The sequence below is a fragment of the Kribbella sp. NPDC051586 genome (assembly GCF_044453965.1).
GTDB lineage: Bacteria > Actinomycetota > Actinomycetes > Propionibacteriales > Kribbellaceae > Kribbella.
Window position 1 is genome coordinate 624,223 of the sequence record NZ_JBITDF010000004.1, and the last position, 21,274, is coordinate 645,496.

At 67.6% G+C, this 21,274-nt stretch carries 17 protein-coding genes; 7 read left to right on the forward strand and 10 right to left on the reverse strand.

Annotation, left to right across the window (positions count from 1 at the left end; genetic code table 11):
- Positions 1-132 precede the first annotated feature (132 nt).
- Entirely contained in the window at positions 133-2,289 is a 2,157-nt protein-coding gene (locus ACIA58_RS29865; protein WP_396407130.1) for an MMPL family transporter, read from the forward strand.
- Between the two features lie 14 nt (positions 2,290-2,303).
- Here the strand turns inward: ACIA58_RS29865 and ACIA58_RS29870 are convergent, their stop codons facing one another.
- Complete coding sequence (locus ACIA58_RS29870; RefSeq protein ID WP_396407131.1) at positions 2,304-3,152, reverse strand: phosphotransferase; 849 nt, start codon at positions 3,150-3,152, stop codon at positions 2,304-2,306.
- Positions 3,153-3,208: 56 nt separating this feature from the next.
- Here ACIA58_RS29870 and ACIA58_RS29875 point away from each other — a divergent pair, with 56 nt between their 5' ends.
- Positions 3,209-3,649 (forward strand): YdeI/OmpD-associated family protein, encoded by a 441-nt coding sequence (locus ACIA58_RS29875; protein ID WP_396407132.1) that lies wholly within the window; start codon positions 3,209-3,211, stop codon positions 3,647-3,649.
- Here the strand turns inward: ACIA58_RS29875 and ACIA58_RS29880 are convergent.
- On the reverse strand, positions 3,636-6,638 hold the full coding sequence (locus ACIA58_RS29880; RefSeq protein WP_396407133.1) for a LuxR C-terminal-related transcriptional regulator: 3,003 nt from the start codon (positions 6,636-6,638) through the stop codon (positions 3,636-3,638). The genes ACIA58_RS29875 and ACIA58_RS29880 overlap by 14 nt on opposite strands.
- A gap of 93 nt (positions 6,639-6,731) precedes the next feature.
- On the opposite strand from ACIA58_RS29880, the gene ACIA58_RS29885 reads away from it, so the two are divergent.
- Positions 6,732-8,168: an Nramp family divalent metal transporter gene (locus tag ACIA58_RS29885; RefSeq protein WP_396407134.1), complete on the forward strand. Its 1,437-nt coding sequence runs from the start codon at positions 6,732-6,734 to the stop codon at positions 8,166-8,168.
- An 8-nt stretch (positions 8,169-8,176) separates the two neighbouring features.
- On the opposite strand, the gene ACIA58_RS29890 is transcribed toward ACIA58_RS29885, so the two are convergent.
- From ACIA58_RS29890 to ACIA58_RS29900, 3 genes are all read right to left on the reverse strand, one after another.
- Complete coding sequence (locus ACIA58_RS29890) at positions 8,177-8,959, reverse strand: hypothetical protein (protein WP_396407135.1); 783 nt, start codon at positions 8,957-8,959, stop codon at positions 8,177-8,179.
- A gap of 63 nt (positions 8,960-9,022) precedes the next feature.
- Entirely contained in the window at positions 9,023-9,952 is a 930-nt protein-coding gene (locus ACIA58_RS29895) for an SMP-30/gluconolactonase/LRE family protein (RefSeq protein WP_396407136.1), read from the reverse strand.
- Positions 9,953-10,007: 55 nt separating this feature from the next.
- On the reverse strand, positions 10,008-10,919 hold the full coding sequence (locus ACIA58_RS29900) for an SMP-30/gluconolactonase/LRE family protein (RefSeq protein WP_396407137.1): 912 nt from the start codon (positions 10,917-10,919) through the stop codon (positions 10,008-10,010).
- Positions 10,920-10,979: 60 nt separating this feature from the next.
- Here ACIA58_RS29900 and ACIA58_RS29905 point away from each other — a divergent pair, with 60 nt between their 5' ends.
- The 3 genes from ACIA58_RS29905 to ACIA58_RS29915 all read left to right on the forward strand — a co-directional run bounded on the left by ACIA58_RS29905 (position 10,980) and on the right by ACIA58_RS29915 (position 14,390).
- Entirely contained in the window at positions 10,980-11,456 is a 477-nt protein-coding gene (locus tag ACIA58_RS29905) for an Lrp/AsnC family transcriptional regulator (protein ID WP_396407138.1), read from the forward strand.
- Between the two features lie 82 nt (positions 11,457-11,538).
- A complete protein-coding gene (locus ACIA58_RS29910) occupies positions 11,539-13,293 on the forward strand; it encodes an acetyl/propionyl/methylcrotonyl-CoA carboxylase subunit alpha (protein WP_396407828.1) in 1,755 nt (584 codons plus the stop codon).
- Positions 13,294-13,535: 242 nt separating this feature from the next.
- A complete protein-coding gene (locus ACIA58_RS29915) occupies positions 13,536-14,390 on the forward strand; it encodes a peptidylprolyl isomerase (protein WP_396407139.1) in 855 nt (284 codons plus the stop codon).
- A gap of 60 nt (positions 14,391-14,450) precedes the next feature.
- On the opposite strand, the gene ACIA58_RS29920 is transcribed toward ACIA58_RS29915, so the two are convergent.
- From ACIA58_RS29920 to ACIA58_RS29930, 3 genes are all read right to left on the reverse strand, one after another.
- A complete protein-coding gene (locus ACIA58_RS29920) occupies positions 14,451-15,611 on the reverse strand; it encodes a glycoside hydrolase family 76 protein (RefSeq protein ID WP_396407140.1) in 1,161 nt (386 codons plus the stop codon).
- Positions 15,612-15,688: 77 nt separating this feature from the next.
- The gene (locus ACIA58_RS29925) at positions 15,689-16,912 is read right to left on the reverse strand and encodes a SpoIID/LytB domain-containing protein (RefSeq protein WP_396407141.1); all 1,224 of its coding nucleotides are present in this window, start codon (positions 16,910-16,912) and stop codon (positions 15,689-15,691) included.
- On the reverse strand, positions 16,909-18,288 hold the full coding sequence (locus ACIA58_RS29930) for an N-acetylmuramoyl-L-alanine amidase (RefSeq protein ID WP_396407142.1): 1,380 nt from the start codon (positions 18,286-18,288) through the stop codon (positions 16,909-16,911). Before ACIA58_RS29930 ends, ACIA58_RS29925 begins: the two co-directional genes overlap by 4 nt.
- 155 nt (positions 18,289-18,443) lie before the next feature.
- Here ACIA58_RS29930 and ACIA58_RS29935 point away from each other — a divergent pair, with 155 nt between their 5' ends.
- Entirely contained in the window at positions 18,444-19,307 is an 864-nt protein-coding gene (locus tag ACIA58_RS29935) for a hypothetical protein (RefSeq protein ID WP_396407143.1), read from the forward strand.
- A 52-nt stretch (positions 19,308-19,359) separates the two neighbouring features.
- Here the strand turns inward: ACIA58_RS29935 and ACIA58_RS29940 are convergent, their stop codons facing one another.
- Together ACIA58_RS29940 and ACIA58_RS29945 are read right to left on the reverse strand one after the other, a co-directional pair.
- Complete coding sequence (locus ACIA58_RS29940; protein WP_396407144.1) at positions 19,360-20,268, reverse strand: hypothetical protein; 909 nt, start codon at positions 20,266-20,268, stop codon at positions 19,360-19,362.
- Positions 20,269-20,329: 61 nt separating this feature from the next.
- The gene (locus ACIA58_RS29945) at positions 20,330-21,223 is read right to left on the reverse strand and encodes a hypothetical protein (RefSeq protein ID WP_396407145.1); all 894 of its coding nucleotides are present in this window, start codon (positions 21,221-21,223) and stop codon (positions 20,330-20,332) included.
- Positions 21,224-21,274 lie beyond the last annotated feature (51 nt).

The window sequence follows — 21,274 nt, forward strand, 5'->3', positions numbered from 1 at the left end:
ATCCGACCTCACTGATTAGGCCTGGACGTTATGACCGGGGTGTTTCCGCGTAGTCATCTTGTTGTTACGCCGCCGAAACGGCTCCCGCACACCCACTGCCGGGTGGTGAGAGATCGCGGGTACTGTGCCAGCGTGAACCGGTGGGCGTGGCGGGCGGCGATTGCCGCGGTACTGATCGGCTGGCTCGTGCTGGGCGCCGTGGGCGGCCCGGCGGTGGGGAAACTGAGCGAGGTCCAGCAGAACGACAACGCAAACTTCCTCCCGAAGCAGGCCGAGTCGACGTTGGTGGCCAACGAGTCGGCCAAGTTCGTCGACTCCAAGGCGCTGCCTTACTTCGTGCTGATCGAGCGTGAATCGGGGATCACCCCGGCGGACCTGGAGGCGGCCGAGGCGTTCATCGCCCGGATCCCGTCGCTGGACATCGGCGAGGGCAAGAAGCTGGGTTCCTATCTGACTGCTCCGGTCGCCGCTCCGATCCCGTCTGCGGATCACAAGGCGCTGCTGATCACCGTCCAGACGAACGGCGACCGCGCCGACGAGGTGGTCAAGCAGGGAACCACCGTGCTGTTCGCGGTCGCCGACACGCTGCGGACCGATATCAAGCAGCACCTCACACCGACCGGTCTGCAGGTGTACGTGACCGGTCCGGGCGGGGTTTTCGCGGACTTCGTGGTCGCGTTCAGCGGGATCGACGGGATCCTGCTCGGAGTCGCGCTGGCGGTCGTGTTCGTGATCCTGCTGATCGTCTACCGCAGTCCGATCCTGCCGATCGCCGTCCTGCTCACCGCGGTCTTCGGCCTCGCACTGGCCGCGTCCGTGGTGTATCCGCTCGCCAAGAACGGCGTACTCCAGCTGAACGGCCAGAGCCAGGGCATCCTGTTCATCCTGGTCGTCGGAGCGTCGACCGACTACTCGTTGCTGCTCGTCTCTCGTTACAAAGAGGAGTTGCACGACTACGAGAACAAGTACAAGGCGATGCGGGTCGCGTGGCGGGCCTCGATCGAGCCGATCGCGGCCAGCGCGGCCACCGTCATCCTCGGTCTGCTCTGCCTGCTGCTCTCCCAGCTCGGCAGCACGAAGGGCCTCGGCCCGGTCGGCGCGCTCGGCATCGGCGGCGCGTTCGTCGCGGCGATGACGTTCCTGCCCGCGATCCTGCTCGCCTTCGGCCGGCGGATCTTCTGGCCCTCGATCCCGCGCGTCGACCACGTCCACTCCCGCGACCAGGTCGGCGGGCGGCGGCTCTGGGGACGCATCTCCGGGCTGGTCGGCCGGCGTTCGCGCCGGGTCTGGGCGATCACCGCGCTGGCCTTGCTGGCGTGCGCGGCGTTCCTGCCGACGTTCAAGGCCAGCGGTACGTCGCAGGAGGACCTGTTCCTGAACACGGTGGAGTCTGTCACCGGCCAGCAGCAACTGGCCAAGCACTTCGATGCGGGCGCCGGTACGCCGGTGCAGATCCTCACGCCGGTCGGTGAAGTAGATCGGGTCGTGCAGACCACTCTCAAGGTCGACGGCATCAGCGCGGCATCCGCGTCGACCGCTCCTGGCGTACCGCCGAAGGTCGTCGACGGCAAGGTGCTGGTGCAGGCCACTCTCAAGGTCCAGGCCGATTCACCGGAAGCGACGAAGGTCGTCAAGCATCTGCGGTCCTCGTTGGACTCGGTCAGCCCGGACATCCTGGTCGGCGGCAACACCGCGATCAACCTCGACGTACTCGACGCCGCGCAGCGCGATCTTCGCGTCATCATCCCGACGATCCTCGCGGTGATCTTCGTCGTACTGATGCTGCTGCTGCGGTCGCTGGTCGCCGCCGTACTGCTGGTGATCGCGAACGTGCTGTCCTTCGGCGCGACGGTCGGGGTGAGCGCGCTGATGTTCAACCACGTCTTCAAGTTCCCCGGCGCGGATCCGGGTATCCCGCTCTACGCGTTCGTCTTCTTGGTTGCCTTAGGCATCGACTACTCGATCTTCCTGATGACCCGCGTCCGCGAGGAATCCCACGACCACGGCACCAGACCCGGCATCCTGGTAGGCCTCGCTGTCACCGGCGGCGTCATCACCTCAGCCGGCGTAGTCCTGGCCGCCACCTTCTCCGCCCTAGCCGTCCTCCCCATCCTCTTCCTCGTCCAAATAGCCTTCATGGTCGCCTTCGGCGTCCTCCTGGACACCACCGTCGTCCGCTCTCTCCTCGTCCCCTCCCTGGCCCACGACCTGGGCCCCCGAGTCTGGTGGCCCAGCAAACTCTCCAAGGCGAGCCAAGAAGAAGGCGATAGCGGGCTTAGGCCCAGGTAGCGGCCATTCCTTTGCTAGGCGATGGCGTCGAGGGTTGGCCAGGGCGGGCCTGCGCGGAGGAGGCGCAGGAACTCCTCGCCGTAGTGCGTGCGGTTCGGGAACTGGTCGTTGATGTCCCAGCGCCAGGCGGCGACCATGGCGAGGACCAGTTGGCGGCAGTCGTCCAGGAGTGCTTGGTCGATGTTCGGGTAGTGGTCGCAGACTGCTTCGGGGACGTGGGCGAGGTCGAACTCGACAGGCCCGCGGCAGCAGGTCTCGAAGTCGATGAAGAGTGGGCCGTCGTTCGTGCTGAGGAGGTTGCCCGGGTGTGGTTCGCCGTGGAGCAGTTGCTCCGGAGCGCCGCGGTCCTCGATCGCCTGGCGGAGGCTTTCTAGTCTGCTACGGAGGAACGCGCGGTCCGCCTCGGCGAGCTCCGGTGAGAGTGACGGGTTGGCAACGAGCTCTTGTGCCTCCGCGATTCGGTCCGTGAAGCGTGGGATCGGCACATCGACCTTGCGCATCCCGACATGCAGCTGCTCCAGCGCGTTGGCAAAGTCGGCCGGCGAGATGTCAGGTGCCGCCGGTTCGTAGTAGACCCACAGCGTGATCGCGAACCCATCGCGCTTGTACACAAGCGGATCCACCCGAGGCTCCAAGGCGGCCACCGGGGATCCGACCTCGGCGAGCCGCTGAGCGAGCTCGATCTCGCGCTGTGCAACCTCTTGCCCCTCAGGTGCGACCCGGGCGAAGACGTCGCATGGCGTCAGACGCAGCGCCAGCTTGTTCGAGTTGTGGAGAACGATCGCGTCGTCGGCTGCCAGGTCGAGCGATGCGGCGACCGAAGCCGCAGCCGCGATCGCACGGGTGAGCTCAGGCATCTCCATGACTGGCCAAGCTACACGCGCGATCTTCCGCTGTCCTTCGTATTAGCGTGGGCGGCATGCAGACGTTCGAGGGGCGGATCGTGGTCAACGACGGTGGCGGAGCCTGGGTTGAGGTGCCCGGCGAGGTGATTCTTGCGTTGGGTGGGGGTGGGCGGATCCCGGTGCGGGCGGCGTTCGACGGGGTCGAGTATCGGGGATCGATCGCGTCGATGGGCGGATGTATGGCGCTCGGGATGTTGAAGAGCATCCGGAGCGAGTTGGGCAAAGGTGACGGGGACACCGTGAGCGTGACTGTGGAGCAGGACACGGCTGAGCGGACGATCGAGGTACCGAAGGACCTCGCGGCCGCGCTGGCCAAGGAGGGCTTGCGGGAGGCGTTCGACAAGCTTTCCTACAGCCACCGGCGCGAGCATGTAAACGCGATCAACGACGCGAAGCGGCCCGAGACGCGCCAGCGCCGGATCGACAAAGCACTGGAGATGCTCAGGACTTCTTGAGCGAGGCGAGTTCGGTCCGGTTGGAGACGCCGAGCTTGGCGTACACATGGGCCAGGTGGGTCTTCACCGTCCCGCGGCTCATGAACAGGCGTTCGCCGATCTCGGGGTTGCTGAGACCTTCAACGGCGAGGTCGACGACCTGTTGCTCGGTCGGCGTGAGGCTCCCCCAGCCGGAGGACGGCCGTCCACGGGCTCCGCGCGTACGGCGTACATACGCGACAGCCTCGTCCAACGACAGCGGCGGCTCGTCCGATAATGGCAGGTCAGGATGGTCAGGCGGTGTGGCCAGGCCTAGGTCCACGCGGGCAGCGGACGCAGCTGTGGCCAGGCGGCCAGCGTCGGCGACCCGATTGGTGTGGTTTGCCAGCAGAGCAAGGGATTCCAGGCTCTCGATGATGTACGTGCGTAGCCGATGGTCGACCCGGATCGTCAACGCCTGGTGCAACAGGTCCGCCGCCTTATCCGGCTCCGCGGTGATCGCGACCCGGCCGAGTTGGTCGAGCGCATCAGCGAGGATCCGCGGCAAGTTGTAGCGACGAGCCAGTACGACGGCACGTTCAAGCACCCCAGAAGGGTCCCGGCCATTCGCGCGCAGAGCCGCCGCCACCGACGGCAGCAGCATCGCAGGTACGAACGTGTCGGCGAGCGGACTGTCCTCCGCGGTCTCACGGGCCGTCCACTCGACGGCAGCGTCGTACTCGCCGCTCCAGTACGAGATCAGCCCCATCACCTGCCCGAGATTCGATACGACGGCGCCCGCGGTCTCGGCCAACTCGAGGAGCGGCTGCATCAGCGAGCGCGCTTCGTCGAGCCGACCGGTCCGCACCAGCAGGCTCGCCAGTTGTCCTCGCGCGGTCCCGACGCGGTGGAAGTCGGCGAGCGGTTCGGCCGCGGCGAGGGCGCGTTCGGCGAGTTCGACGGCCTTCACGGGTTCGCCGGTCGACATCAGGCTCTCCGACCACACCGTCAGCACGGTCGAGGCGATGCCACGCTCGCCGCTGCTGATCAGGCTGTCGGCAGCCAGATCGAGCAGCGGCCGCAGCTCGTCATGCCGGTCCCACAACGAAAGCAGCACGCACTGCAGGGCGATGTTCGCGTTCCGCGCCGGCTCGTCGTCCCCGGCCAGCCGCACCCCCTCGGCGGTCAGATCCCACGCCTTCTGGAAGTCGGTGAAGAACTCGCCGACCGCCACCAGCGCCAGGAACAGCGACCGCAGCCGATCGTCACCCAACTCGGTGGCGAGCGCCAGCCCGCGCCCCGCCGCGTCGTACCCGAACGGATCGACCGTGTCGGCAACCGTCGCGTAGCCGTACAGCAAACGGGCCTGGAGCAACGACCGGTCGTCCGGCGCCAGCTCGATCGCGCGGCGCAGGTAGCCGATGCCCTCGGTACCGGTCGCCTGCAGGTTCCACAACCAGCGCAAAGCGGCGGCAAGGCGACGACCACGGTCGGGATCCGCCGCCGACAGACCGTGCTCCAGAGCGGTGCGGTAGTTCTCCCGATCAGGCTCGATCCGCGCCCGCCAGGCCTCGCGATCCACGTCCAGCAAGGGCTCCGCGGTCTCCGCGACAGCGAGGTAGTGCTCGAGGTGACGGTCGCGTGTCGCCTCGGCCTCGCCGGCCTCGACCAGGCGCGCTGAGGCATACTCACGGATCGTCTCCAGCAGGCGATAACGCCCGTCCTCCGCCACGACAAGCGATTTGTCGACAAGCCGCGCGAAATCCTCGAGTACGACGCCGCACACAGCGGTGGCCGCGTCGAGGTCGAATCCGCTGGCGAAGACCGCGAGCCGCCGGAACACCTCGCGCTCGCCCGCAGAGAGCAGGTCGTAACTCCAATCGATGGAAGCGGCCAGCGTCTGCTGGCGGGCCGCGACGCCGCGAACGTTCTTCGTCAGCAGGCCGAACCGATCGCTCAGACCCGCCTCGATCTGCTCCGGAGTCAGCGTGCGAAGCCAGGCGGCGGCGAGCTCGAGCGCCAAGGGCATGCCGTCCAAGCGGACACAGATGGATCGGATCGCCTGCTCCGACTCAGGAAACTCCCCGCCGGCGCGCTCGAGAAACAGGGCCCGTGCCTCATCCGGAGCAAGCGCAGGCACCCGCCAGATCGCCTCACCGGGCAGGTCGAGCGGCTCCCGGCTGGTCGCGAGGACCGACACCTCCGGACACCCGGTGTGCAGCGCGAGGACGAACTCCGCCACCGCGTCGATGATCTGCTCGCAGTTGTCCAAGCAGATCAGCGCCCGCTTGTTCCGCAACTGCCCGAGCAGCAGGCGGTCCCCGGACTCTACGAGCAGACCGATCGCAGCAGCGACTGCCTCCGGGATCTGCCCACTGTCGGTGACCGCGGACAGGTCGACCCACCAGACGCCGTCCGGCCAGCGTTCGGCCAGTTGAGCTGCCGTCTGGGCAGCCAACCGGGTCTTTCCGCTTCCGCCCGGGCCGGTCAGAGTGACGAGTCTGCTGCCGGAAAGCTGGTTCCGGAGCGCGGCGACCTGGGTCAGACGGCCGACGAAGCTGGTGAACATCACCGGGAGGTTGTTCGGCACCTGATCGAGCGAGCGCAACGGCTCGGTCGTCGCCGTCAGCTCGAGGATCCGCTCGGGCGAGCCAAGATCACGCAGCCGATGTACGCCGAGATCAGCAACGCCACCGACGCCGATCGCTGTTGTTGCCGTCAGCAATGTCTGCCCGGGATTGGCGATTGCCAGCAGTTGCTCAGCGTGTCGGACAGCCACCGCGGTCGTTGACGCAGAGTGCAGGGCGATGCGGAGCAGCTCACCCGCCGGCCCCCGCGACGCTGCCTCCCGGAGCTCCTGCGCCGCAGCGATCGCGTCGCCGGCCTCGTCGTACACAAGGACGGGCCAGCCGGCGTCGCGGCGTACGACCAGCTCCCCCGGCAGCTCCGCGGCCAGTCCGGCCAGGCGTGCGTAGGCGGGCGCGCTCGTGGCACCGGCGTACGACGCAGCAAGAACGGTCACCCCACCCATGCCGGTCAGTCTGCCATTTCACTGTGTCGGGTCGCCGTTGTCGACGGTATTCGTTACCCTCCCGGCAGGGGGTCGAGGAGAGTGAGGAGCCTGATGGCAGACACCACATCGACTGACCACGGACGATTCGCACTACCGACCAAGAATCTGCCCGCACCGCAAGTCCGCGACCTTCCCGAGCCGCCCACCAACACCTGGAAGATCATCGGCCCCGGCATGGTCGGGGCCGGGGTGGGGCTGGCCTCGGGTGAGTTCATCCTCTGGCCGTACATCTCCAGCCAGATCGGCCTGGTGTTCCTCTGGGGCGCCGTCGTCGGCGTGGTGGTCCAGTGGTTCCTGAACATGGAGATCGAGCGGTACACGCTGGCAACTGGTGAGACGGCGTTGACCGGCTTCAACCGGTACGGCAAGCACTGGGGCCTGTTCTTCGCGATCATGACGTACTTCGCGAACATGTGGCCCGGCTGGGCGACCAGCTCGGCGTCGATGCTCACGTATCTGTTCGGCGCCGGCGACCCGCGCTGGATCGCGATCGGCATGCTGCTGCTGATCGGCGCGATCCTGACCTTCGCGCCGGTCGTCTACGTGATGCTGGAGCGGCTGATCGCGGTGAAGATCGCGGCCGTCGCGCTGCTGGTGATCCTCGCGCTGGTGTTCGCGATCCGGGCCAAGACGTACGGCGCGCTCGGCGACGCGGTCACGCACCCGCAGTTCCCGGCCGAGCAGCTCGGATTCGCGCTGGTGATGGGCGCGATCGCGTACGCCGGTGCGGGCGGCGGGCAGAACCTTGTCCAGAGCAACTGGATCCGGGACAAGGGATTCGGCCAAGGCGTGCACGTGCCGCGGCTGACCTCGCCGGTGACAGGTGAGAACGAGGCCGATCCGACCGCCAACGGGTACACGTTCACGCCGGACGAGGCGAACCTGGCCCGCTGGAAGCGCTGGTGGAAGTTCGCGAACATCGAGCAGGCCGCGACGTTCGTCGCGATCACCGTGGTCACGATCGTGTTCACGTCGATGCTCGCCCACGCCACCCTCTTCGGGAACCCGGACGTCAAGAACAACATCAGCTTCCTGAAGATCGAGGGCACGACGCTGCAGACGCTCGTCGGCGGGTGGTTCGGCTACCTGTTCTGGGCGATCGGCGCGTTCTCCCTGTTCGCCGCGGCGGCGGGCATCGTGGACTACACGTCGCGCCTGTCGTCCGACATGATCAAGGCCCGCTACCTGCGCGAGTCCAGGATCAGCGAGTCCAAGCTGTACTTCTGGCTGGTCTGGGGACTGGTTGCCTTCGGCATCATCGTCCTGCTGGCCGGCCTGACGCAGCCGCTGGTGCTCCTGGTCATCTCCGCCTGCACCGCCGGCACCATGATGTTCGTGTACTCCGGTCTGCTCTGGTGGATGAACTCGCGGGCCCTCCCCCGCGCCATCCGCATCACCACGTTGCGCACCGCGGTACTGGCGTTCTCGTTCCTGGCATTCGGATTCCTTGCCGTCTTCACCATCATCGACCAGGTCAAGAAGCTCTAGGTCGGCCGTCAGCCGAGGAAGGCCACGGCGGCTTCCTCGGCTGCGGTACGTCGTACCACCTGGACGCCGCTGCGCTCGCGGACCGTGCGGTAGACCTCGACCGACGCCTTCAGGGCGCGCAGACAGTCCTCGCGATCTGCCGTCGCGACGGTCTCCCGCAGCGCCGGCAGGAGCTCCGGCGCGATCGTTTCCAGCCGTCGTACGCCGGCCGGCCGCGTGGTCCGCCCGATCCCGGCCAAGGGCGCGATCGCGGCTGCACGGATCATGCCGAGCGCTTCGATCGCCTCGAACAGCTCGCCCCGGGCGATCTTGACGGCGGTGTAGTGCACCCAGACCCAGACGCGGTCCTCGATCAACTGTGCGTCGGGCTGCGGCCAGCTCGGCGCGGACTCCGCGAGCACCCCATCGACAGTGTCGTCGCGCTGCCACAACACGAGCCCGTTCTCTACCCGGGACCGATAACCGTCAGGCGTGACGAACTTCAGGTCGACATGCACCAGCGGCGGCCCGAGCAACGCGATCAGCAACCGCGGCTCACCCACATGCTCCCCGGTGAAGCTGGACAGCAACGGCCCGACCCGTCCCGCGAACTTCTTCGCCTCGGCCAGGCACTCCGGCTGCCCCTCCGGCGTACACACCAGCACGAGATCCAGATCCGAATACTCATCACTGGTGCCCGAGGCAACCGATCCGCCCACCACCACCGCGAGCATCCTCGCATCGGCAGCAGCCTCCGCCACAACCCTCTCCGCAAGCCCCCGCAGGTGCTCCGGTACGCCGACCAGCTCCACACTTCCTCCTCAATCAGGTCAGCAGGCCATCATCACCCACCACCCACCCAGGAGGCCACCGAATTAGACACGCGGCCCGTATGCCTCCGGGGTGCCGTTGGCGGTGGTGAAGAGTGAGTAGACCGAGGTTGTGGCGGTGATGAAGAGGCGGTTGCGCTTGGGGCCGCCCCAGGTGAGGTTGGAGACGGTCTCGGGGACCAGGAGCTTGCCGAGGAGAGTGCCGTCGGGGTGGTAGATGTGGATGCCGTCGGCCGCGCTCGCCCAGACCCGGCCTGCCGTGTCGAGGCGGAAGCCGTCGAAGATGCCGTTGCCGCACTCGGCGAACAGTTCGCCGCCGGACAGCTTGTCGCCATCGACGGTGAAGACACGCATCGTGCCCTCCTCCGAGTCGGAGATGTAGAGCAACGACTCGTCCGGCGAGAACGCGATCCCGTTCGGCCGGTTGAAGTCGTCGGCCACGCGGGTCAGCGCACCGTCCGTCCCGACGCGGTACACATGGCAGCCGCCGGTCTCGATCTCGCCCTTGTAGCCCTCGTAGTCGCTGTCGATCCCGTACGCCGGATCCGTGAACCACACCGAGCCGTCGCGCTTGACCACGACGTCGTTCGGGCTGTTCAGCCGCTTGCCGTCGTACTCATGGGCGAGGACGGTGATGCCGCCGTGGTGCTCGGTCCGCGTGACGCGCCGGTTGCCGTGCTCGCAGCTCACCAGGCGGCCCTCGGTGTCGCGGGTGTGGCCGTTGGTGTTGCCGGCCGGGTGCCGGAAGACGGAGACCTGGTACGACGTCTCGTCCCAGCGCAGGATGCGGTCGTTCGGGATGTCGCTCCAGAGCAGGTACCGGCCCGCGGCGGAGTACACCGGGCCCTCGACCCAGCGCCCGCCGGTCCACAGCCGCTCGAGCCGGCTGTCCCCACGGGTCCCGGCGAACCGGTCGTCGAGCTGCTCCCAGACGGCCGGCGCGATCCCTGCCGACGGCTCGAGAATTCCCGTCATCACGACTCCTCACAAACTCGGCTGCAAACGCTTTCAGCTGAGCCTATCCGGGGTCCTACCGCTGTGCGCCTTGAACGGTGGACAACCACGACCAGACGGACGTGGTCGCGGTGATGAAGAGGCGGTTGCCCTTGGGGCCGCCGAAAGTCAGGTTGGACACGACGTTGGGCAGCAGCAGCTTGCCGATCAGAGTGCCGTCCGGGTCGAAGCAATGCACGCCCTCGTGCGTCGCCGCCCAGACCCGGCCAGCGATGTCCACCCGGATCCCGTCGAACATCCCGGCCTCGCAGGGCGCGAACACCTCACCGCCGGTCAGCTTCTCGCCCTCGACGCCGAACCGCCGGATGTGCTTCCCCGGCGTGTCGACGACGTACAACTGCTGCTCGTCGCGCGTGAACGCGAGGCCGTTCGGGCGGGTGAAGTCGTCCGCGACCACGGTCAGCACGCCGTCCGGCGCGATCCGGTAGACGTGGCAACCGTCGAGCTCCTGCTCGGCCGCGTGACCCTCGTAGTTCGAGGTGATCCCGTACGGCGGATCGGTGAACCAGATCGATCCGTCGCTGTGTTCGACCACGTCGTTCGGGCTGTTCAGCCGGCGTCCGTCCAGGTGCGACGCGAGCATCGTCCGGCTGCCGTCGTGCTCCGTCCGGACGACCTGGCGATCGCCCTGCGAGCAGCTGATCAGGCGGCCGGCGCGATCGATGGTATTGCCGTTGACGTAGCCGGACGGTTCGCGGAACACGCTGACGTGTCCGGAGATCTCGTCCCAGCGGAGCATCCGGTCGTTCGGGATGTCGCTGAAGATCAGGCAGCGCCAGGCGGGCGAGTACGCCGGTCCTTCGAGCCAGCGACCGCCGTCGTACAGGCACTCGACGTACTCGTCGCCGGCGATCCGGGCGAAGCGCTCGTCGAGCACCACCAACTCGGCCCGGATCCGCGGCAAGGTGTTGGTCAGGGTGATCGTCATGACCGAACCATATCCTGCTATCATCGACTTCAACAGAACCAGATATGGATTTGAGTGCAAATGACCATAGATGATGTGGATCACAAACTCCTGGCGGCGCTCCAGGAGGACGCCGGCCAGTCGTATGCCGCGCTCGGGCAGATCGCCGGGTTGTCGGCCGGATCGGCCCACGAGCGGGTCCGCAAGCTGAAGGCGGCGGGCGTGATCCGCCGTACGACGATCGACGTCGACCCGGCCGCGCTCGGCCGCGGCGTCCTGGCGTTCGTCATGCTCGAGGCGAACGCGTGGATGGGCGACGAGCCGACCCAGCAGGCGTTGCGCGACATCCCGGCGGTCGAGGAGGCGCACATCATCGCGGGGCCGGCGTCCGTGCTGGTGAAGGTCCGGACGACGACCACCGAGGACCTGCAGGCGACGCTGCGCGCCCTCCACCAGCTCGACGGCGTCACCAGCACCCAGACGATCGTCGTCCTCGAGTCGTACTTCGAGCGCGACTACCCGATCGGCCGGCCGGACACTTCGGTCGACGGGATGTGAGCAACGCCGTACTCCCTGAGAGGGTGGTTGACCCTAGACTCGGGCCAGCCGAAGGGAGTCAGCTGTGACCGACAGCAAGCAGATCACCAAGGTCCTGGTCGCCAACCGGGGCGAGATCGCCGTCCGGGTCGTCCGGGCCGCCGCCGACGCGGGGCTGGGCAGCGTCGCGATGTACGCCGACCAGGACCGGGACGCGCTGTTCGTCCGGCTGGCCGACGAGGCGTACGCGCTGGACGGGTCGACACCGGCCGACTCCTACCTGAACATCGCCAAGATCCTGGACGTGGCGGCGCGTTCCGGCGCGGACGCCGTGCATCCCGGCTACGGGTTCCTGGCCGAGAACGCCGAGTTCGCCCAGGCCGTGCTCGACGCCGGGCTGATCTGGATCGGGCCGCCGCCGTCGGCGATCGACTCGCTCGGCGACAAGGTCAAGGCGCGGCACATCGCGGAGAAGGTCGGCGCCCCGCAGGTGCCTGGCACGCCGGATCCGGTCAGTGGTGCTGATGACGTCGTCGCCTTCGCCGCGGAGTACGGGCTGCCGATCGCGATCAAGGCGGCGTACGGCGGTGGCGGTCGCGGGATGAAGGTCGCCCGGACGATGGAGGAGATCCCGGAGCTGTTCGAGTCCGCGACCCGCGAGGCGACCAGCGCGTTCGGGCGCGGCGAGTGCTTCGTCGAGCGGTACCTGGACAAGCCGCGGCACGTCGAGACCCAGTGCCTGGCCGATGCCCACGGCAACGTTGTCGTCGTGTCGACGCGGGACTGCTCGCTGCAGCGGCGGTACCAGAAGCTCGTCGAGGAAGCACCGGCGCCGTACCTCTCCGATGAGCAGCTGTCGATCCTGTACTCGTCGTCGAAGAAGATCCTGCGCGAGGCGGGGTACGTCGGGGCGGGGACGTGCGAGTTCCTGGTCGGGCAGGACGGCCTGATCTCGTTCCTCGAGGTGAACACGCGGCTCCAGGTCGAGCACCCGGTCTCCGAGGAGGTCACCGGGCTGGATCTGGTGCGGGAGATGTTCCGGATCGCGAACGGCGAAGAGCTCGGGTACGACGACCCGGTGGTGTCGGGGCACTCGATCGAGTTCCGGATCAACGCGGAGGACGGCGGGCGCGGGTTCCTGCCGGCGCCGGGGACGCTGACGCGGTGGCACGCGCCGTCGGGTCCCGGGGTGCGGCTCGACGGTGGGTACGACCAAGGCGAGACGGTGCCGGGCGCATTCGACTCGCTGGTCGCGAAGCTGATCGTCAGCGGTCGCGATCGCCAGCAGGCGCTGGAGCGTTCGCGGCGGGCGTTGCGTGAGTTCGTCGTGGAGGGGATGCCTACGGTCATCCCGTTCCATCAGGCTGTGGTGTCGGATCCTGCGTTCGTCGGCACCGACGGGTTCAAGGTGCACACCCGGTGGATCGAGACGGAGTACGACAACCAGCTCACGCCGTACGAGGGTCCGCTCGGCGAACCGTCCGAGGACGGCGAACGCGAGAAGGTGACGGTCGAGGTCGGCGGCAAGCGACTCGAGGTCGTACTGCCAGCTGGGCTCGGCGCTGTTGGGGGCGCCGTTGCTACTGCCTCCAAGAAGAAGCCATCCCGGCGCGCCGGCGGAACCAAGAACTCCGCCGCCTCCGGTGACTCGCTCACCTCACCGATGCAGGGCACCATCGTCAAGATCGCCGTCGAGGAAGGCGCCACCGTCGCCGAGGGCGACCTGATCGTCGTCCTCGAGGCCATGAAGATGGAACAACCCCTCAACGCCCACAAATCCGGCACCGTCACCGGCCTCTCGGCCGAAGTAGGCGCCACAGTCTCCGCCGGCGCCCCCATCTGCGAAATCAAGGACTAGCCCCGCCGCTCCCGGTGAACAAACCGCCGCCCAGAGGATCTCGCCTGCCTGCGGACCCTTCCGCTCAACCACCACGAACCCGCCCAGTCTGCGGAAAGAATTGGTCATCTGGCGCCGATTTGTTTCCGCTGACCTGGCTCTGTCCTGATGTCGATTCGGTGGCGTCCTGGACGGATTGACAGACAGTTCTCAGGTTTTCGCTGTAGGTTCCGTGCAGGCATTCTGGTGAGGAGGGTTACTGCATGTCCAAGAAGACCCATCAGCAGCAGCTGGCGGTGCGGAAGGCGAAGCGGCAGGCCGAGCGGGACGCCGAGCGGCGACGGCAGCGGCGGAACCTGGCGATCACGGTCGCCTCGGTCGCGACGGTGGTCGTGGTCATCGTCGGGGTCTTCGTGGTGTTCGGGGTCGGCGGTGACGACAAGCCGGCAGCGGGCGACCAGCCGGCCGCCGCGCCGGAGAACAAGGCGACGAGCATTCCGACCGCGATGGCCGCTGCGCCGAAGCGGGCGACGCCCCTCGCCTCCGAGGTGAGCTGCACGTACAAGAAGAGCACCGAGCCGGCCAGCAAGAAGGTGAACCCGCCTGCCGACGGGAAGACCAAGGCAACGGGTACGTCGAAGGTCAGCCTGAACACGTCGATCGGCGACCTGCAGCTCACGCTCGACAGTGCGCTGGCGCCGTGCACGGTGAAGAACTTCCTGAGCCTGGTCGGGCAGAAGTACTTCGACAACACCAAGTGTCATCGGCTGACCGTTGGCGAAGGTCTGCAGGTGCTGCAGTGCGGCGACCCGACCGGGAGCGGGTCCGGCGGTCCGGGGTACAGCTTCGCGGACGAGGTCTATCCGACGCTGAAGTACGGGCGGGGCATTCTCGCGATGGCGAACTCCGGGGCGAACACGAACGGGAGCCAGTTCTTTATCGTGTACGGCGATGCGTCGGGTTTGACGCCGCAGTACACGGCGTTCGGGACGATCGACGAGCCGAGCCTGAAGCTGATCGACAAGGTCGCGGAGACAGGTGTGACACCGCAGAACGGGCCGCAGGACGGCACGCCGATCACACCGGTGGAGATCAAGACAGCAACTGCGGCAGCCTGATTCAGAACGATTGCGCCGCCCGTCCCCTGCAGGGGGCGGGCGGCGCGGTGTTTGTAGGAGTCAGGCGAGTAGGCCGTATCTCGAGCGGGGCCAGGCCAAGAGGGCGTGGATCTGGGTTATGCCGGACTGCTGGAGCAGCTCGACCGAGCCTTCACCGAAGTTGTAGAGGTTGGTGGCGGGGTCCCGGGTGGTGGTCCAGTTGTAGTCGGCGTACGACTGCATAGCCTTGCGGTAGCGGGGATCGGGGGCGACCGAGTCCAGGATCAGCAGGTTCTTGAACCAGATCGAGTTGAACGCAGCGCCCTGCTTCGCCAGGATCTCGGGCGTGTTGTAGAACGCCAGCGAGGCGGAAGCGACCGACTTCGCGTCCCTCAGGTACTGCGGATTACCAGTTGCCTTGAACAACAACACCCCGGCGCCGAGCATGACGCCCTGGTTGTAGCTCCACTGGGTCTTCTCGACGTTGCCGGCCAGGTCGATGTGGTCCCAGTACAGGCCGTTCGGCGCGAGCATGCAGTCCTGCGCCCACTTGTACATCCGCTGCGACCAGGTCAGGTACGACCGGTCCCGCGTCAGCAGGTACAGGTGCGCGCCGAGCTCCGCGCCCGGTCCGTTCGAGATCGTGTTGCGGTCCTGGCTCCACGGGGCCTGGGTCCAGTAGACGCCGCCTGCGCACGGGTGCGACGGATCGGTGTCCCAGCCGTGGACGACGAGCGCGAAGATGTCCTTGGCGCGGGCGAGCGCGGCGCGGTCACCGGTCCGCTTGTACCGCTGGATCAGGTTCAGCCCGATCCATTCGTTGTCGTCGTAGAACTTGTCCCCGCCCTGACCGTTCGGCGGCCGGACGTAGGAGTCGTACCCGGTCGGCGTGGTCCCGGCGTTCCAGTAGTACTCGTACGCCGCGATCCGCCGGTCGGCCTCCGCGGAGCCCTTCCGGCCCGCACCCGGCACGCCGGCCAGGTCCTCGGCCGCGATCGCCGCCTGCGAGTACGGCCAGACGTACGAATAGGCGTTGGTCTGCGTGTTCGGGTACTCCTCGAGCAGCAGACCACCCTTGCCGGCGTCGAAGTACTTGTTGATCGCGTCGTACGACGCGCGCGCCCGGACTGCCGAGCTGTGGTCGGTCCCCGCGTCGGCCGTGGTCATGCCGAGCGAGGAGACGACGGTGACCGCGAGTACCCCGGCGGCCAGACGGGTTGATATACCAAATTTCCTGCGCATCGACCGATTCCTCCTGGGCGGTGGCGGTTGACATCGATGTCACGTTCTAACCGGCGCACGGACACCGCGTCAATGGCTCAGCGACCAGGCTCTTCGGCAACATTGGTTGGTATATCAAGAGGCTTGGCCGGGAAGCTGATCCAGCCGGACTTCAGATGCAGCCGGATCCGCACCTGGTCGGCGGTCAGCACCCGCTTCCCCTTCGACCCGACGGCCTCGACGGTCAGCGCCCGCCCGCCGCCCGGCCCGATGCCGGACCGCTTCAGCACCCGCACGTACCGGATCGACCCGACGGCGAAGACAGACTGCATGTCGGCGGCCGACCGCGTCACGGTCCACGTCACGTTCGGGTTCCCGTTCTTCGGGTACGCGTCCCAGCTGTCCGCCTTCGCCAACTGGTACGGCACCTCACCGGTCGCGGTCGCCCCACCGTTCGAGGACGAGAACTCGGCGATGATCGGCTTCCCCTTGTACAACCGGATCTGCCCCACGGTGGCCGCGATCGCGTTGTTCGTCGACGTCTCCTCCGAGTCGTACCCGCCGTACACCTGGCACGACGTCGTGTCGCACAGGTCGTACGCCTTCCGAGTCGCGCGATCGCGATGGAAGACCGAGTAGGTGCGCGCGGCAACGGCCTGGGCCTGCAGCGCGGCCGGCCTCCAACTGGAGACGGCCTCCCGCGGTACGACGCCGCGCAGGTAGTACTCCAGGGGTACGACGTTCACCGTGTCCAGGTGAGTCCCGGACACGTCGATCGCCCGCAGCGCGCCGCGATACCGGCGTACGGCGCCGCTCGGCAGGATCAGCCCGATCACGGCGGGCCCTTCGAACTGCGCCATGCCGGTGAACGTCTTGTACAACGTCCACTTCTTCGTCTTCGCGTCGTACGAGCTGAGCTTCGTCCCGTGCTCGCCGTTCGGGTCGATCGACCACTGGTTCCGATTCGATGCCTTGGGCAACACATAGACCTTGCCAGTGGCAAAGGACCGGACGCTGAGCTTGTTGACTGCTCCGACCCGTACGCCGTCGGTGGTGTCGGCGCTGACCCGGACCCGGATGCTCCCGGTCGCCCTCCCGGTCGTCGTACCCGGATAGTAGAAGTCGAGGATCTGCTTCACCGACTTCCCGGCCAGCGCCGCGCCCTGGGCGCCGTACTGCGACAGCCCGCGGCCGTGCCCGAACCCGCGACCCATGATCGTCGTGTCCGGCACCGTTGCCGTGGGCACGATCTGGCGGGCCTGCGCGGTCGCGCTGATCACCGTGGACGACAGGACGACGGCCGCGATCGCACGTTTCCTCATGAAGCTCTCCCGTACACAAGATTGACCTGACGTGTGCGGCGGTCCCAGACGAGCCAGCCGCGCTGGAACTTCTGCCGGGAGCCGCCCGGCACGCGGTAGGCGTCGGTGACCGGCAGCCCGAGCCGCGCACTGCCGGCGCCCAGCCGGCGGAAGCGGGTCCGGAACGCGCCGGCCGTCGAATGAGTGCCACTGGCAACGGAATAGAAGACGTCGCGGGTGGCGAAGTACGTCGCCCAGCCGGTCCGGGTCCGGTGCTCGCCCCAGAACGGCTGGCCGATGGTGCGGAACCCGAGCTTGCGCGCGTACTGGTAGATCGGCGTCGAGAAACTGCCGCTCATCAGCGTGTTCACCCGTTGCCGCAACCAGCCGAGTTTGTTGTACAGCTGCGTCCCCGGGCATGCGGTCGCCTTGGTGTCGCGATGTCCGGAGACCGTGTGCAGACTGCTGCCGTCGAGCCGGATCGTTGCCTGCGGCGACCGATAGTTGGCGTCCAGCTTCCAGGCGATCACACGGGCGGTGGACTCCAGCATCGCCGCCGGCGGCGCGGCCTGCTCGAAGTTGCCGATGACCGCGACGCCGAACGAGTTCGAGTTGAACGAAGCCGTGTGCGCGCCGAGGACCGGCAGCTGCGCCCCGCCGAACCTGCCCTCGAAGACGCGGCCGAAGCGGTCGACGAGGAAGTTGTACCCGAGGTCGCACCAGCCGCGACTCTTCACGTGGTACGCGTACATCGCCCGCACCATCGCCGGGACCTGCGTCCGCGTGTAGTCGTTGCGATCCGCGGTGTGGTGCACGAACGCCGCGAGCACGGTCGTCGTGTACTTCGGTCGCGCGCACGCGGCCCCGTTGTGACCGCGGAGTCGTTCGTCCGCGCCCCATCGTCTGCGGCTCACCATCAACGGCATCGGGTACGGCGCTCGCGAGGCAGCCGGCTCGATCGACTGCGCGGACGGCTCATCGGCGTCCGAGGCGAGCACACCCGGCTGGATCAGCACGACCTTGGCGCCGGCGATCGTCGTACCGGCGTCGGTCACGGCACTCGCCTGGACGCCGGATGCATTACCGACCCATAAAGGTTCGGTGCCGCCGCGCTGAATTCCTTCAGGTACCAATGGATCTGGGCCGTGATCGTCTTCAACCGATAACGATTGCCAGTCGGTCCATTGTCCGTTCTGCTCGACGCGGACCTTCGCGGTGACGTTCTGTTCGCCCTCCGGCCAGGTGACGGCGACCATACCAAACGGTTTGGTACGGGCCTGGACAGTCGGACCGTCGAGCGGGATCTCCTGGTAGTCAGCCGTGGAATCGTTGTGCTGCAGAGGAATCAGGGTGGCCGCGGTCAGCACCAGAGGGAGTAGTCGGGCAGTCCTGCGCATGAGCCAGCCTTCCGGCGGTGTACGACGGGCGCTGGGCGGTGTCACCGATTATGCGCGGTCGGTGACCGTTTTCCCGGGATTGCGTCACCGTGCGTGGCGTCGGTGTCTTGAAGCATTCGATAGGCTCTGCGTAAAGCCCCCGAGAGAGGCCCGACATGGACTTCATCCTGATCATCGCTGTTGTGGTGATCGCGGTTCTGGCGTACCGCTCGTACCGTCGGACCCAGCTGCAGAACAAGAAGCAGCACGAGATCACGGCCGCCGAGCTGGAGTCGGTGAAGCGCACCGCTGACGAAGACATCACTCGCTTCGGCGAGGAGCTGCAGGACCTCGACCTGGAGATGGTCGGCAAGGACCTCGGCGATGGTGCCCGGCAGGACTACCAGCGCGCGCTGGACTCCTACGAGTCCGCCAAGCAGGCGATCGGCCAGGTGACCCAGGCCGACCAGATCAAGCACGTGGTCGAGATCCTCGAGGACGGCCGGTACGCCGCCGCCTGTGTGAAGGCCCGGGTGAACGGCGAGCCGCTGCCGCAGCGCCGGCCCGCCTGCTTCTTCAATCCGCAGCACGGCCCGTCCGTGGTCGACGTGATGTGGTCGCCGCCCGGCGGCGCTCCGCGTGAGGTGCCGGCCTGTGCGGCCGACGCCGAGCGGGTCCGCGCCGGCGCCGAGCCGGACGTCCGCAAGGTCATGGTCGGCCCGCAGCGCGTGCCGTACTGGGAGGCCGGCCCGGCCTACTCGCCGTACGCGCAGGGCCTGTTCGGTGGCGTCGGCGGTGTGCTGACCGGCATGTTCATCGGCACCGCTCTCGGCGGCATGTTCGCCGGCGGCGGGTACGGCGACTACGCCGCCGGCTACCAGGACGGCCAGGCCGACGGCGGAGATGGTGGCGACGGCGACGGCGGCGGAGATGGCGGTGGAGATGGCGGCGGCGACGGCGGAGACTTCGGCGGCGGAGACTTCGGTGGAGACGGCGGCGGCTTCGACTTCGGCGGCGGAGACTTCGGCGGCGACTTCTAGTACGTGAACAGAGCCCCGGTGACCAGGTCACCGAGGCTCTGTCGCGTCAGTCTCAGTCGCCGTTGAGGGGCGGGTTGCCCTCAGCGGTGTCGAGGAAGTAGACGGGGTCCTTGTAGGTGCCCGGCAGTTTGCCGAGGCCCTTGATCGCGGTGGCCGTGCCGTTGGTGTGGCCGACCGCGTAGAGGTACGCCGAACCGGTGTCCTTGTCGATCGCGGTCAGCAGCGTGCTCTGGTTCCCGCACTTCTCGGCGACCAGCGCCTCGAAGCCCTGCCAGGTGGAGGTCCGGATCGGCGTGACGATCGGCTTCAGCGGCGAGGTCCGCGGGATCCGGATCGTGTAGAGGCCACCGCCGCGCGTGTTCGCGAGGAAGGTGTCGTAGGCCTTCGTTTCGCTGATCAGCGCCATCGCCTTGACGGACGCGAAACCGCCCGCGGTCTCGTGGCGGTAGATGTCGTCCGGGCCCCCGGCCCAACGGTTGAGGACGCCGGTCCCGCCGACCAGGCCGTACCAGGCGAGGGCAGACTCACCGGAGCCGGGCGCCTTCTGCCAGAGGGACTGCTCGACCATGGTGAAGTTGCCCCAGCCCGACCCGACCTTGTCCAGCCGGAGTGGCGGCTCGGTCGAGCCTGTCGTATACGTGGCCTCGTACATCGAGTCGTTCAGGATGACCAGTGCGGTCGACGCCGCGGTGCCGTCCGGACCGGCCCCGCTGTTGGTCCAGGTCGAGCTCGCCTTCGTGATCCCCGCGGTGAAGACGTGTGGTCCGGTGCTCTGCTGAGCGGCAGGCGGGGCCGACGCCGTGACGGTGGCGTCGGCGAAGTTGCCGCCCGGGGTGATCGAGCCCGCGGTCATCGTGCAGGCGGCGGTCGCGGACGCGCTCGCCGTCGTGGCTGGGAGAGTTGCCAAGGACCCCAGCAGCACGGCGGAAGCCGCGGCCGCGGAGGTTCGCTTCAGGCTCATCAAGAAGGTCCTTTCGTGAGTCACTTGGTCAGCTTGATACGGTCCAGGCCGAAAAAGTTTCTCACTCGCCGAAAAGCGACGGGTTGCCCTCTGCGGTGTGGAGGTAGTAGACGGGGTCGCTGAAGGTGCCGGGGACCTTGCCGAGGCCTTGGATGACGGTCGCGGCTCCGTTGGCGTGACCAACGGCGTACAGGTAGGCCGAGCCGCTGTCCTTGTCGATTGCCGTCAGCAACGTGCTCTGGGTGCCGCACTTCTCCGCGACCAGGAAGTCGAATTTCTGCCAGGTCGACGTGCGGACCTTCTTGACGGTCGGCGCCACCGTGCTCGTCGGGATGTGGATGGTGTACAGCGCGCCGCCGGTGGTGAGTGCCAGGAAGGTGTCGTACGTCTGCGTCTCGCTGATCAGCGCCATCGTCTTGACGGCCGAGTAGCCGGTGTAGCGCGTGACCTGCTTGTTCGGACCGTACCGGTACAGCACCCCGTCGCCACGCAGCCGGTAGTCCGCCCCACGCACGGTCTTGCCCCAGTAGAACGACGACTCGATCGCCTTGTAGCCCTGGTACCCGACGCCGAGGGACTTCAGGCTGCTGGTCGGCGCGCCGGTCGAGGAGTGGCCGTATTCGCCGTAGTACAGCGTGCCGTTCACGACCACCTGGCCGTACGTCGTGTCCTCGCCCGCGACACCGACCGTGGTGGTCCAGGTCGACGCGATCTTCGCGAGCCCTGGACCGAACAGGTGCGGGCCGGCCGCCCGCTTCGACGTGATCGGCGACCCCGCGGTGACCGAGGTGTTGGCGATGTCACCGCCGGCCGTGATCGAACCGACGGACATGCTGCAGGCTGCGGTGGCAGCCGCCGGAGCGGCGTTCGCGGTACTGCCGGAGGCAGCCGTCAGACCGCCGAGCAGCACGGCGGACGCCGCGGCGGCGGAGGCTCGTTTCAGGAGGTTGTTCACACCTACCCGATGCGGCCTCCGCCGTCGAAGTTGCGTTACCTGGTGATCTTT

Coding starts and splice junctions, on each gene's coding strand:
- ACIA58_RS29870 (WP_396407131.1), bottom strand. CDS start 3,152: ATGGAGATGCCTGAGCTCACCCGTGCGATCGCGGCTGCGGCTTCGGTC.
- ACIA58_RS29875 (WP_396407132.1), top strand. CDS start 3,209: ATGCAGACGTTCGAGGGGCGGATCGTGGTCAACGACGGTGGCGGAGCC.
- ACIA58_RS29880 (WP_396407133.1), bottom strand. CDS start 6,638: ATGGGTGGGGTGACCGTTCTTGCTGCGTCGTACGCCGGTGCCACGAGC.
- ACIA58_RS29885 (WP_396407134.1), top strand. CDS start 6,732: ATGGCAGACACCACATCGACTGACCACGGACGATTCGCACTACCGACC.
- ACIA58_RS29895 (WP_396407136.1), bottom strand. CDS start 9,952: ATGACGGGAATTCTCGAGCCGTCGGCAGGGATCGCGCCGGCCGTCTGG.
- ACIA58_RS29900 (WP_396407137.1), bottom strand. CDS start 10,919: ATGACGATCACCCTGACCAACACCTTGCCGCGGATCCGGGCCGAGTTG.
- ACIA58_RS29905 (WP_396407138.1), top strand. CDS start 10,980: ATGACCATAGATGATGTGGATCACAAACTCCTGGCGGCGCTCCAGGAG.
- ACIA58_RS29915 (WP_396407139.1), top strand. CDS start 13,536: ATGTCCAAGAAGACCCATCAGCAGCAGCTGGCGGTGCGGAAGGCGAAG.
- ACIA58_RS29920 (WP_396407140.1), bottom strand. CDS start 15,611: ATGCGCAGGAAATTTGGTATATCAACCCGTCTGGCCGCCGGGGTACTC.
- ACIA58_RS29925 (WP_396407141.1), bottom strand. CDS start 16,912: ATGAGGAAACGTGCGATCGCGGCCGTCGTCCTGTCGTCCACGGTGATC.
- ACIA58_RS29930 (WP_396407142.1), bottom strand. CDS start 18,288: ATGCGCAGGACTGCCCGACTACTCCCTCTGGTGCTGACCGCGGCCACC.
- ACIA58_RS29935 (WP_396407143.1), top strand. CDS start 18,444: ATGGACTTCATCCTGATCATCGCTGTTGTGGTGATCGCGGTTCTGGCG.
- ACIA58_RS29940 (WP_396407144.1), bottom strand. CDS start 20,268: ATGAGCCTGAAGCGAACCTCCGCGGCCGCGGCTTCCGCCGTGCTGCTG.